Annotated in this window: 12 protein-coding genes; 3 read left to right on the top strand and 9 right to left on the bottom strand. The window is 25.4% G+C overall.

What is annotated here, in order from left to right; translation table 11 throughout:
• Positions 1-28 precede the first annotated feature (28 nt).
• Positions 29-841, top strand: coding sequence for a glutamate racemase (murI, locus tag H0H78_RS01105; protein WP_185851177.1), 813 nt, complete (start codon positions 29-31; stop codon positions 839-841).
• Here the strand turns inward: murI and H0H78_RS01100 are convergent.
• The 9 genes from H0H78_RS01100 to H0H78_RS01060 all read right to left on the bottom strand — a co-directional run bounded on the left by H0H78_RS01100 (position 828) and on the right by H0H78_RS01060 (position 10,465).
• Positions 828-3,107 carry an NADP-dependent malic enzyme gene (locus H0H78_RS01100; protein ID WP_185851176.1) on the bottom strand — a complete coding sequence of 760 codons (2,280 nt, stop codon included), beginning with the start codon at positions 3,105-3,107 and terminating at the stop codon, positions 828-830. The two genes, murI and H0H78_RS01100, sit on opposite strands and share 14 nt — an antisense overlap.
• A gap of 25 nt (positions 3,108-3,132) precedes the next feature.
• Positions 3,133-3,588 (bottom strand): FixH family protein, encoded by a 456-nt coding sequence (locus tag H0H78_RS01095; RefSeq protein WP_185851175.1) that lies wholly within the window; start codon positions 3,586-3,588, stop codon positions 3,133-3,135.
• A 51-nt stretch (positions 3,589-3,639) separates the two neighbouring features.
• Positions 3,640-4,521, bottom strand: a complete 882-nt coding sequence (locus H0H78_RS01090; protein WP_185851174.1) for a cbb3-type cytochrome c oxidase N-terminal domain-containing protein — start codon at positions 4,519-4,521, stop codon at positions 3,640-3,642.
• On the bottom strand, positions 4,518-4,691 hold the full coding sequence (locus H0H78_RS01085) for a cytochrome oxidase (protein WP_238783770.1): 174 nt from the start codon (positions 4,689-4,691) through the stop codon (positions 4,518-4,520). The genes H0H78_RS01090 and H0H78_RS01085 overlap by 4 nt, the downstream gene beginning before the upstream one ends.
• 25 nt (positions 4,692-4,716) lie before the next feature.
• Positions 4,717-6,903, bottom strand: a complete 2,187-nt coding sequence (gene ccoN, locus H0H78_RS01080) for a cytochrome-c oxidase, cbb3-type subunit I (RefSeq protein WP_185851172.1) — start codon at positions 6,901-6,903, stop codon at positions 4,717-4,719.
• Positions 6,904-6,923: 20 nt separating this feature from the next.
• Positions 6,924-7,058 carry a cbb3-type cytochrome oxidase assembly protein CcoS gene (gene ccoS, locus H0H78_RS01075; RefSeq protein WP_238783777.1) on the bottom strand — a complete coding sequence of 45 codons (135 nt, stop codon included), beginning with the start codon at positions 7,056-7,058 and terminating at the stop codon, positions 6,924-6,926.
• 48 nt (positions 7,059-7,106) lie between these two features.
• Positions 7,107-9,335 (bottom strand): heavy metal translocating P-type ATPase, encoded by a 2,229-nt coding sequence (locus H0H78_RS01070; RefSeq protein ID WP_185851170.1) that lies wholly within the window; start codon positions 9,333-9,335, stop codon positions 7,107-7,109.
• The gene (locus H0H78_RS01065) at positions 9,336-9,740 is read right to left on the bottom strand and encodes a glycine cleavage system protein H (RefSeq protein WP_185851169.1); all 405 of its coding nucleotides are present in this window, start codon (positions 9,738-9,740) and stop codon (positions 9,336-9,338) included.
• A 62-nt stretch (positions 9,741-9,802) separates the two neighbouring features.
• Positions 9,803-10,465, bottom strand: a complete 663-nt coding sequence (locus H0H78_RS01060; RefSeq protein WP_185851168.1) for a glycoside hydrolase family 73 protein — start codon at positions 10,463-10,465, stop codon at positions 9,803-9,805.
• Between the two features lie 331 nt (positions 10,466-10,796).
• Here H0H78_RS01060 and H0H78_RS01055 point away from each other — a divergent pair, with 331 nt between their 5' ends.
• On the top strand, positions 10,797-12,203 hold the full coding sequence (locus tag H0H78_RS01055) for an anthranilate synthase component I family protein (RefSeq protein WP_185851167.1): 1,407 nt from the start codon (positions 10,797-10,799) through the stop codon (positions 12,201-12,203).
• A gap of 7 nt (positions 12,204-12,210) precedes the next feature.
• Positions 12,211-12,789 (top strand): anthranilate synthase component II, encoded by a 579-nt coding sequence (locus tag H0H78_RS01050; RefSeq protein WP_185851166.1) that lies wholly within the window; start codon positions 12,211-12,213, stop codon positions 12,787-12,789.

Below are 12,789 nucleotides of genomic sequence, written 5' to 3'. Positions count from 1 at the left end.
ATTCTTTCTTTTTATAAAGAAAAAGAATATGATAAAAGGAAGAATGAATAATCCAATAGGGGTTTTTGATTCTGGAGTTGGAGGTATACATATAGCTAAAGAAATTATGACTTATATGCCAAATGAATGTATTGTTTATTTTGGTGATACTAAAAATATTCCTTATGGAAACAAGTCTAAAGATTTCATTATAGATCATTCTCTTAAAATAGCCTCTTTTCTTTATAAAAAAAAATGTAAAGCAATAGTGATTGCTTGCAATTCTATTGCATCTAATGCTTTAGATTTTATTCAAGAAAAGTTTTTGAAAAAACTATTAATATTTAATGTTATAGAACCTATAGTAAAAAATAGAACATTAATCTATTCTAAAAAAATAGGAATAATGGCTACCCCTGCTACAATTCGTTCTAATTTTTATCGGAAAAAATTAAAAAATTTTTATCCTCATTTAGACGTTGTTCAAATATCCGTAACTCCTTTATTAGCAAAAATTATTGAATACGGATTTCCTGATAAAAAAATCAATTCCATTATAAGAAATTGTTTAACTCCTTTTCAATCAATAGATACTTTACTCCTAGGATGCACTCACTATTTATTTTTCAAAAAACAAATAGATACCTTTTATCATGGTAAAGTTCATTTAATCGATATTCCAAGAATAGTAGTTCGTGAGATAAAAAATAAATTGGAAAAAAAAAGTTTATTATCTGTAAATCATAAATTTAATAATAAAACTATTTTTTATACATCTAGTTCTATTTCTCCATTTTTTCAAAAACAAATTGAATTTTTTTTTGAAAATGCAGTAATCAAAAAAATTTTTAATTTTTTCTGATTTGTGCATCAATAACAGATAAAGTAGCCAAATTTACTATTTCCTCTATACTAGATTGTATTTGCATAACATGTGCAGGTTTCTTCATTCCTAATAGAACAGGACCTATAGTTTGAATTTCTCCTAATCCTCTGATAAATTTATAAGTTAAATTACCCGATTCTAAATTTGGAAATATAAAAATATTCGCTCTTTTTTTAACAAGTTTTGAAAAAGGAAATTTACTAGCTAATAAAAATTCATTTAAAGCAAAATCAGGTTGTAATTCTCCATCTACTATTAAGTCTGGATATTTTTTGTGTAAAAAAGAAACTGTTTTAGATACTTTAGAGGAAGTTCTAGAATTTGATGAAAAATTTTGGAAGGATAACATAGCTATATGTGGTTCAATATCAAATCCTTTTACAACACAAGAAGCCATTATAGCTATTCTTGCTAATTCTTCACTTGTTGGATTTGGAATAACAGCTGTATCTGCTAAAAATAAGGGCCCTCGTTTAGTTAATAAAATCATCATTCCTGCCGTTTTATGAGTAGAATCTGTTTTTCCGATAACTTCTAGAAGAGGTCGTAAGCTTAAAGAAAAACTCCTCGAATAACCTGTGATAACAGCATCTGCTTCACCTTGATCTACCATCATAGCTCCAAAATGGTCATTCGTACGCATTCGTATTTTTGCATCATACTTAGTTAAACCTTTTCTATTTCTTCTTTCCCAGAGTATTTGTGCATATTTTTCTATTTGTATTCTGTATTTTTCTTTTTCAGGATCAACAATTTTTATTGATTCTATATCCAAATTATTTTTATGTATTATATGTCTTATACGATCTTCATTTCCCAAAACAATTGGAATGGAGACAATCCCTTCTTCACTTAAAATTTGAACAGATTTTAAAATATCATATTCTTCTCCATCACAAAAAACCACTATCTTAGGATTGGTACGTGCTCTATTATGAATCATTCTAAGCATTTTACTTTCGTATCCCATTCTATCTAAAAGTTTTTCCTGATAGATTTTCCAATCTAAAATAGGATTCCTTGCTACTCCAGAATCCATTGCTGCTTTAGCTACAGCAGGAGCTACACGAGTAATTAAACGATTATCAAATGGTTTTGGTATAATATATTCCTTTCCAAAGGAAATATTTTTTTTGTTATAAACAATATTAACTTGTTCTGGAACAGGTTCTTTTGCTAAAGAAGCAATGGCATAAACAGCTGCTAATTTCATTTCATCATTTATAATACTAGCATGAACATCTAAAGCTCCTCTAAAAATATAAGGAAAACCTAGTACATTATTGACTTGATTTGGATAATCACTTCTTCCGGTAGCTATAATAACATCTGGACGTATTTTTATTGCCAAATTGTAATCAATTTCAGGATCTGGATTAGCCATTGCGAAGACTATTGGATCTTTTTCCATGCTGATTAACATATTTGGAGTTAACTTTCCTCCAGTGGATAAACCTATAAAAACATCTGAATTTTTCAAAGCTTCTTCTAAGGATAAAACAGAAGAATTTACTGAAAATTCTTTTTTTTCTTCATTTAAATCATTTCTAGAATAATGTAATAAACCTTTACTATCAAACATAAGAATGTTTTCCGCTTTTACTCCAAGTTTTTTATAAGTTCTCGTGCAAGAAATAGCTGCAGAACCGGCCCCACATACAACCATTTTTATTTCATGAATATTCTTACGAACATAAGTAACAGCATTTAATAATGCCGCACCTGATATAATGGCTGTTCCATGTTGATCATCATGCATCACTGGAATGCTTAATTCTGATTTTAATCTCCTTTCTATTTCAAAAGCTTCCGGTGATTTAATATCTTCTAAATTTATACCACCAAAAGTTGGTGCAATTGCTTTGACTACAGATATAAATTTTTCTGGATCAGATTCTTCTATTTCTATGTCAAAAACATCAATACCTGAAAATATCTTGAATAAAAGCGCTTTTCCTTCCATCACTGGTTTAGAAGCTAACGCTCCTATATTCCCCAAACCTAGAACTGCACTACCATTAGTTATAACAGCAACAAGATTTCCTTTTGATGTATATTTATATACATTTTTTGGACATTTAGCTATTTCTTTACAAGGTTCCGCTACACCTGGAGAGTAAGCTAACGATAAATCTCTTTGACTGCTGTATTTCTTTGTTGGAGATATTTGAATTTTTCCAGAAGGAAATTGACTATGATAATTTAAAGATTCTTTACGGAAATTATTTATACTTTTTCTCATTATATCTAATTACTAAAGACAAACATTATGATTTCCAAAATAAATCTTTTTCAAAAAAAAATCTACTTTGTTCAGATGTCCATCTAATTATAAGTTTATAATATCCTTTTTTTAAAAAAATCTTAGGAATAAATAACTTTTTACTTGAATATTTTGACATTTGAAATGGTTGAGTTACATCTAAATTTTTAGAAGATGATCGTAATAAAGTAAAAATACCATGAATATTTTCATTAAAAGAATGCGTAAATATAATTGTTACTCCAGAAGAAAAGATGAAAACTCTAACTTCTTTAGAAAGCTTAAACACATTTTTTTTCTCATTTATAATTTCTTGGTATTTCAATTCTTCTTCATAATATTTATCTGATATTAGTTGACTATTCACATTAGGAAAAAAAAACGCAATATAAGTAACGAAAATTATAAAAGTAAATAAAGATAATATTATTCCTACTTCCCATGAAAATTTAATTCTCATAATTCGGATAAAAATTTATAAAAAAAGTTCATTATATGATGAATCATCATTTCACGATTTTTTCCAATCTAAAACTTTTTTACCTTGAGGTATTTTATTCTTTATAGGTTTTTTTGATTGTGTATTTATATAATAAACAAAACTAGATATTTTCTGAATATCATTTCCCTTAATTTCTCCTGATTCTCCAAAAGCTCTCATAGTAGGATTATTTTTACTTCCATACCATATAATAGAAAAAATATTCTTAAATAAATCTTTTTCTATTATATTTATCCAATAATCATCTGTTAAATTTGGACCTACATTTCCACTACCATCAGATTGGTGGCAAGTAGAACAATTTTCTTCAAAAAGTTTTTTTCCATCATTAATAAATTCTTTTTGAAAAGAAGCTTTTTTCAAAGATACCTGTGGAGTTTTTTTATCAAAAATTTCTATTTCTTTCATTTGATTTTTATAGGCGCTTTCATATTCTTTATAAGGATTGGAGAAATCTGTTAAAAAATAAGAAACAAAATAAATTGTGGAAAAAAAAATTGTAAGATAAAAAAGATGGATCCACCACATAGGAAGTTTATTATCTAATTCCAAAATACCATCAAATCCATGGTCTATTTTTTTCACATTTCTATTTATTTTTTTAGTATCGTAAAATAAAAATTTATAAAATAAATACAAGTAGTTTCCTTCGTTTTCTTCAATAATTATACGTCTTTCTTTCTCTGTAATAGATTTTAGTCTTTTCTGATAAATTATATTATCAATAGAATCTAGAATAAATAATAATATTGTGATAATAATAAAAAAAAATATAGTTATCGGATGAACTATATAGAATATATCTTTAACATCTAAAAAAACATAGAAGATAAAAAATATAACGGATAGAATAGAAGGAATCATAATAAAAGAAGGAACTTTTGATCTCATATAGATTTATCTTTGTTTTCTTCTAGTGGAAGAGAACTTATTTTTCTAAAATATTTTTTAGATTTTGAAAAAACAAAAAATAAAATGAAAAAAAAAGAAAGAAAGAATAAAATTAATATAACAGATTGAAATATTCCAATATTTTTATCTTTTGTGAAATATTTTTTCAAAAAACTTATCATTCATTTTAACTTATCAAGATTTAATATCTACACCTAAACGTTGTAGGTAAGAAATAAGAGCTATTATTTCCCTTTTTTCCAATGGAATAAATTTTTCTTTTCGTTTTTGTAAATTGATTTCTTTTTTTATATCTGGATATTCATTATATATATCAGAGACTATTTTATTAGCCTGAATATCCATATCTTTATAGATATTTAATCTATATTCCATAGAATATGGAACTCCTAATTTAACCATTGCTTTTATTTTTTTTTCTGTATTAGATCTGTCTAATTTATTATAAATAAGCCAGGGATATCTTGGCATAATAGATCCTGGAGAAGTAGATCTTGGATTATTCATATGATTGAAATGCCAAGAATTAGGATTTTTACCTCCTTCTCTTGCTAAATCAGGACCAGTACGTTTAGATCCCCATAGAAATGGATGATCATATACAAATTCTCCTGCTTTAGAATACTCTCCATAACGAACTACTTCATCTCTAAAAGGACGAATTTGTGCACTATGACAAGCATTACAACCTTCTCTAACAAACAAATCCCTTCCTTCTAATTCAAGAGCTCTATAAGGTTTTATACTAGAAATAGTTGGAACGTTAGATTTAATCACTAAAGTAGGTATTATTTCAATAATCCCTCCAATAGAAACTGCTATAAAAGAAAGAATAGTTAGTAGTATTGGTTTCTGTTCTAACCAACTATGAAATTTTTCTTTCTTGTTTATATTTTTATTGGGAGAAGAGATTACTTGAAATGCTTCATTATCAATAAATTTCCCCTTTTTAATAGTCTTATACAAATTATAAATCATGATAATAAAACCTATAAAATAGATTAAACCACCAATGAATCTCATTTTATAAAATGGAAGAATTGATATTACTGTATCCAAAAAATTTTTATAAGCTAAAGTTCCATCTGGATTAAATTTTTTCCACATAGATGCCTGTAATAAAGATCCAAAATATAAAGGAAAAATATATAATATTATACCCAACATTCCTAACCAGAAATGTACATTTGCTAACAATGTCGAATACAATTTTGTATTCCACAATTTTTTCGATAACCAATACATAATACCAAAAGCCATAAAACCATTCCAACCTAAAGTTCCTAAGTGAACATGAGCAATAACCCAATCCGTAAAATGTCCAATTGAATTTAATGTTTTAGTAGCCAACATAGGTCCTTCAAAAGTTGCCATCCCATAACAAACTATTCCTACTACAAAAAATTTTAAAATTGGATCGATTCTTACTTTTTTCCAATCACTTCTCAAAGTGAGTAATCCATTTAACATACCCCCCCAAGATGGCGCTATTAACATAATAGAAAAAATTGTTCCAAGAACTTGAGCCCAATTAGGAAGAGCGGTATACATCAGATGATGAGGACCAGCCCATATATATATAAAAATCAATGACCAGAAATGAATAATAGAGAGTTTATAAGAAAAAATTGGTCTATTTGAAGCTTTTGGGACAAAATAATACATTAATCCAAGTATAGGTGTAGTCAGAATAAATGCTACTGCGTTATGTCCATACCACCATTGCATTAACGCATCTTGAACTCCGGCATAAATAGAATAACTTTTAAATGAAAAAAGGTCAATAGGTAATTCTAAATTATTAAAAATATGTAACATAGCTACAGATATCCATGTTCCTAAAAAAAACCAAATACTTACATATAAATGTTTAATTTTTCTATTTAGAATACTACCTATCATATTTATTCCATAGACAATCCAAATACAAAGTATCCATATATCTATAGGCCATTCATGTTCTGCATATTCTTTGCTTGTATTAATTCCAAATAAAAAAGTTATCCAAGTGGAAAGAATAAATATTTGCCATCCCCAAAAATGAAACCAACTTAAAAAATCACTATATATTCTTGTTTTTAACAAACGTTGTAAAGAATAATATGATCCTGTAAAAATAACATTACCTACAAAAGCAAAAACAGCCGTACTTGTATGTAACATTCTCCAACGACCGAACCCCATAATTCCTTGTGAATTTTTCAAATAATGACTACCAAATATAAAATCAGGAAGATTAGGAAAAAATAAAAGAAGAGCTATGACTAAACCTGCAAAAAATCCAATAATGGCCCAAAATATTGTTGCATAGAGAAAAGCTTTTACAATACGATTATTATAATAATATGTTTCTATTTTCATAAAATAACCATTGTTTTTTTTTATTTTTTATTGAGAACATTATCTATTAAAATTCTAATTTTAGGAGATTCATAATCATCGAATAATCCATTATAAAGACTAATTAAAAATATTATCAAAAATATTATTTCTAAAAATAGAGTAGAAAGAATCATAATAATTAGTATATCCATCGTTTTTATTTCTAATTTATCAATTTTTATCTAAGATAAAAATCTACGTGAAACTATCCAAGTAGAAAAAATAGAAAATAGTATAACAGATAAAGAACTTAAAGGCATTAAAATAGCGGCTATAAAAGGTTTTAAATGACCAGTAGAAGAATATATAATTCCTATAAAATTATATATTAAACTAATAATAAAATTAGTTATGACTAATTTAGTGGATATTTTAGATATTTTAAGAAATAAAAAAATTTTATCTAAAAAATCAGATTGAATGAAAGCATCACAACTTGGAAAAAAACTAGTTGGATTATCTGAAGTAGCAACGCCTATTTCACTTTGATTGAGAGCTAAACAATCATTAATTCCATCTCCAATCATCATAACTTTTTCTCCACTTTTCTGTATTTTTTTTATATAATTAAATTTTTCTTCTGGACTTTGATTAAAAAAAATTACGCTTGATTCTGGTAAAATTGATTTTAAATATTTTCTTTCTGACTCATTAGAATCTCCTGATAGGATAATTATCTTATATTTCTTTATATTTAGAAACATTTTTTCTACTTTTTTACGATAAAAATTTCGGAATTTAAAATAACCTATGAATTGATCATTGAATAAAAGTCCTACTGTTGTTTCTTTTAACTTATTAATCGAAGAAACTCCTAAATATTTCATAGATCCAATTTTAACAAAAACATTTTCAATTATTCCTTGCATCCCATTACCAAGGATCTCTTTAAAATTATTTACAGAATAAAAGTTTTTTATAGATAATTCTGTAAATAGTTTTTTACTTAAGGGATGATTAGAATTTCTTAACAAAGAAGCTGTGATTTTTTTTTCCTTATGTCTAAGTCTTTTTCCTATAAAAAAAATTTTTTCTTTTTCTGGATCTGTTATGGTTCCTGTTTTGTCAAAAATTATGGTACTTATAGTAGACATTTTTTCTATTGTTGAAGCATCTTTAACATAAAATCCTTTTCTGGAGAAAAATCGTATAATATTTCCAAATATAAATGGAGAAGAAAGAACTAAAGCACAAGGACAAGTTACAATCAAAACAGAAAAAGTAGTTTGAAAAACTTTCGATAAATTAACAAAAGACCAATATATTCCTGTTACGATAGAAATTGTTAATATAATTGGAGTAAAACCTTTACTAAATTTAGTTGATAAGGAATTTAAATGAAACGATTTTTTATCAATACATTTTTTATTCTTCCATAAGAAACTTAAATAACTGTTATCCAAATTTTTTACGACTCTTAAATAAATAATTTCTCCTTTATGTTTAGATCCAGAATAAACACGTTCTCCTTTTTTCTTTTTAACTAAAACAGATTCTCCTGTTATAAAACTACAGTCTAATAAAGCTAGTCCTTTTGTTAAAATAGAATCAACAGGTATAATTTCTTCATTTCTGATTATAATTATATCTCCGATTTTTAAAGAAGAAAGGAGAATTTTTTTTTCTTTTCTATTATTTCCAATTTTAGAAACATAAATAGGATAAAAAGATTTATAATCATTGTTAAATGATAAAATTTTACTATGAGTATGGATCTGAAATATTTTACTAATAAGTAAGAAAAAATAAAAACCGGATAGACTATCAAAATATCCAGAACTATAATCTAGTAAGACCTCATAAAGGCTCCAAAAAAAAAGAACAAAAATTCCTATGGAAATAGGAATATCTATATTAAAAACATGTTTTTTTAATCCAAGTATGGCTGGTTTTATATAATCTATAAATGAAAGTAAAATAATAGGAATAGAAAGTATTAACATTAAAAATCGAAAAAAATTTCGATGTTCTAAAAACCAAATATCTTCCTCATAAGCTCCTATATATTCAGGAAGAGCAAGTAACATAATGTTTCCAAAACAAAAAAAAGAAATAGCTAATTTTCCTATTAATTTTTTATTAAATGTTCTTGTTCTATTTTCTTTTTTTTCTAAAAGATCAAAATTAATGGAGGGTTTATAACCTATTTTTTCAAGAATAGAAGCTACATTGCTTAATTTCAAAGAAAGATGATTGAATACTATTTTTATTTTTTTATTAGGAAAATCTATACTAGATTCAAGAATATCCTTATGGATATTAGATAGATTTTCTAAAACAGAAATACATCCACTACAATGAATAGAAGGAAGTAGGAAACGAACAAAAGTTGTTTTTTCATCTTTAAAATCGATTATTTTTTCTGCTATTTTTTCATCATTAAGAAAATCGAAATTTTCTATTTTTTCCATTTATTTTTTATTCTCTTCTCCTATATAATCCTTGTATTCTGTAAAAGACATTAGTAAATCGTATTCTTTTCTATACAATACTTTTATTTTAATAATCCAACCTTCATCATAAGAATTCGCATGAATATTTTCTGGTTTAGAAATTAATTTTTTATTAGTTTCAAGTATTTTTCCAGAAATAGGCATAAATAAATCTGATACAGTTTTAACTGCTTCTATTGTTCCAAAAACATTTCCTCCTTTTATTTTTGTTCCTATAATATTTTCATCTATATCCAAATAAATAATATCACCTAATTCTTTTTGAGCAAAGTAAGTAATTCCAACATAGGCCAATTCATTTTCTAATTCTAATATTCCTATCCATTCATGATTCTTACTGTACTTTAAATTATTTTGATCCATTATTTCTTATCTTCTTTTAATTCCTAATTAATTAAGGATATATATTTGATCTGTATCGTTATTTAAATAAAATAAATAAAAATTTTGTAAAAAAGAGAAATACGAAAAAATAAATTTATAATAACATTTTTTTGTTTTTTTGTTTCTCTTAAATATTTATCCATTCTAAAACTAGAAGAGGTTTCACTGTCTAATAACCATAACATATATTTTTCTATTTGGTTAATTATTTGATCACTATACTTTAATGAAGTAGCGTATCCAGCTTTTTTTAGACCAATAGCCCAAGCTTTATAATCCCTTTTCTTAAGAAAGAATAATTTGGAATATCGTTGTGATTTTTTCAAAAAAATTGAATGATCATTGAAAGATTCTTCTACTGAAGGATATTTTCTAAAACATTCTTGAGGAAGATCATCATCATGATGATATACTTTTCCTATCCAATTTTTTCCACACTTTATTCCAAAATGATTATTTGTTTTATTGGATAATATACTACTTCCGTTTGATGATTCTATAATAGCTTGTGCTAATTTAACACTTGCAGGAATACCATATTTTTCCATTTCTTCAATAGCAAGAATTGCATATTTTTCTATGTACTGAACAATTTTTTTTTTCCTTTTTTCTTTTTCTTCTATCTTTCTCTCTATTTCTTTTGAGGATAAAGAAAAAATAAAAGTGAAAAAAAACAAAGAATAAAATGATATTTTTTTTATCATTTTTATTTACAAAATAAAAAATTTTTCTAGAAAAAAAATAATTGAAATATTTATTAATTAAACCAAAAAATTAATATAAAAAAATAAAAAAGAATTGTTAAAAATAACAATTTTTTTATCAAAAAAAATTACATAACTTTGAAGAATTGGGAAAATATAGTCTTTTCTCTATCACAAAAAATCCATATTAATAATAACTTCAAAAATATTAGTTATTTACTTTTATATGCTAGGAGGTTTTTTCTTTTATTTCTTAGAAATTAAGATAAGAAAAGAAATCATTTCCTAAAATGACATTTTTTTATCGTGTCAAAAACAATATTATAAAGTCATGTTCAAATTTAGTTTTAAAACTATTCAAAAAAAAATATTGGCTGATAATACTACTCCAGTAGAATTATATTTAAAATTAAGAGATCGTTTTCCAAAAACTTTATTGTTAGAAATATCTGATTATAAAATTCATAAAAATTATTCTATTCTTTGTGTTAATCCTATATCTGAATTTATTGTAGATAAAAATGTAGTACGTATATCATATCCAAATTTTGTTCACAAACATATTTTTATCAATGAAAAATCGAATATACAAGTTCTAATTGATGATTTTTTTGCAAAATTTAAAAGTGAAAATTCATCTATTTCTTATTCTGGTTTTTATGGATATGTATCTTATGATAGTATTCAATATTTTGAAAAAATTAAATTATATGCACCTATTAAAGAATACTATGATTTACCACAAATTAGGTTTGGGTTTTATGGAAATTTAATAATATTTCATCCACTTTATAATGAAATTTATTTAATAGAACACAAATTTTCCAATTTAGAAAATAAATTACCTGTAAATCAATTAATTGATTTAATTAAGAAAAAAAATATTTCCTTTTTTTCTTTTAAATCTTTAGAAAAGATAACATCCAATATTTCAGATAAAGAATATAAAAATATGGTTAAGGAAGGAATAGATGCATGTTTTCGTGGAGATGTATTTCAAATAGTATTATCCAGACAATTTCAACAAAAATTTAAAGGAGATGAATTTAATGTATATCGTGCTTTACGATTCATTAATCCTTCACCATATTTATTTTATTTTGATTATGGTAATTATAAAATTTTTGGTTCATCTCCGGAATCACAATTAATAATAGAGAACAAAACAGCTTATCTTTATCCAATAGCAGGAACTATAGGAAGATCAGGAGATAAAAAAAAAGATATAGAATCATCTAAAATTCTTTCAAAGGATCCTAAAGAGAATGCGGAACATGTAATGTTAGTTGATTTAGCAAGAAATGATTTAAGTAAAAATGCTTCTCATGTTAAAGTTGAAAATTTTAAAAACATACAAAGTTTCTCTCATGTTTTACATATGGTATCTAAAGTTTCCGGTAAATTGGGAGAAAAGACATCTATTATAAAGGTATTTGGAGATACCTTTCCTGCAGGAACCCTATCAGGGGCTCCAAAATACAAAGCCATGAAATTGATAGATCAAATAGAAAATCAAAATAGAGGAATATATGGAGGAGCTATTGGTTTTTTTGGATTAAAAAATTATAATATTAATACGGCTATTGTTATTCGTTCTTTTATTAGTAAAAATAATATTCTTTTTTTTCAGGCTGGAGCTGGAGTTGTTTCTTATTCTAATAGAGAAAAAGAATTAGAAGAAGTTAATAACAAACTTATGGCATTATTTAATGCTATAGATTATTCTCAAAATATATGAAGGAAGTATGAAAAATAAAAAAATATTAATAATAGATAATTATGATTCTTTCACATACAATCTTGTTCATGCAGTAAAAAAATTAACAAAAAAATCTGTTAAAGTTTATAGAAATAATGAGATTAAACTTTCTGATATAGAGAAATACAATAAAATAATTCTCTCACCTGGACCAGGTATACCTGATGAAGCTCATATTTTAAAACCTCTAGTTAAAAAATACGCTTCTACCAAAAGTATTTTTGGAGTTTGTTTAGGTTTACAAGCTATAGGAGAAGTTTTTGGAGCTACTCTTTTAAATACAAAAAAAGTATACCATGGATTATCTAGCTTAATAAAAATCGTAGATAAAAAAGAAACTATTTTTAAAAAAATACCCAGAGAGATAGAGGTTGGACGTTATCATTCTTGGATTATATCTAATCAAAATTTTCCGAAGGATCTTCAAATTACTGCAATAGGAAATAAAGGTGAAATTATGGCATTACGTCATAAACTATATGATGTACGAGGCGTTCAATTTCATCCAGAATCTATTTTAACTCCATATGGAGAAAAAATTATAGGTAATTGGTTGAAATTATAA

It is taken from the genome of Blattabacterium cuenoti, from assembly GCF_014251235.1.
GTDB classification, from domain to species: Bacteria; Bacteroidota; Bacteroidia; order Flavobacteriales; family Blattabacteriaceae; genus Blattabacterium; species Blattabacterium cuenoti_AF.
This window is presented reverse-complemented; position numbering and strand designations above follow the sequence as displayed.

Coding starts and splice junctions, on each gene's coding strand:
- H0H78_RS01070 (WP_185851170.1), bottom strand. CDS start 9,335: ATGGAAAAAATAGAAAATTTCGATTTTCTTAATGATGAAAAAATAGCA.
- murI (WP_185851177.1), top strand. CDS start 29: ATGATAAAAGGAAGAATGAATAATCCAATAGGGGTTTTTGATTCTGGA.
- ccoN (WP_185851172.1), bottom strand. CDS start 6,903: ATGAAAATAGAAACATATTATTATAATAATCGTATTGTAAAAGCTTTT.
- H0H78_RS01050 (WP_185851166.1), top strand. CDS start 12,211: ATGAAAAATAAAAAAATATTAATAATAGATAATTATGATTCTTTCACA.
- H0H78_RS01065 (WP_185851169.1), bottom strand. CDS start 9,740: ATGGATCAAAATAATTTAAAGTACAGTAAGAATCATGAATGGATAGGA.
- H0H78_RS01095 (WP_185851175.1), bottom strand. CDS start 3,588: ATGAGAATTAAATTTTCATGGGAAGTAGGAATAATATTATCTTTATTT.
- H0H78_RS01055 (WP_185851167.1), top strand. CDS start 10,797: ATGTTCAAATTTAGTTTTAAAACTATTCAAAAAAAAATATTGGCTGAT.
- ccoS (WP_238783777.1), bottom strand. CDS start 7,058: ATGATTCTTTCTACTCTATTTTTAGAAATAATATTTTTGATAATATTT.
- H0H78_RS01090 (WP_185851174.1), bottom strand. CDS start 4,521: ATGAGATCAAAAGTTCCTTCTTTTATTATGATTCCTTCTATTCTATCC.
- H0H78_RS01060 (WP_185851168.1), bottom strand. CDS start 10,465: ATGATAAAAAAAATATCATTTTATTCTTTGTTTTTTTTCACTTTTATT.
- H0H78_RS01100 (WP_185851176.1), bottom strand. CDS start 3,107: ATGAGAAAAAGTATAAATAATTTCCGTAAAGAATCTTTAAATTATCAT.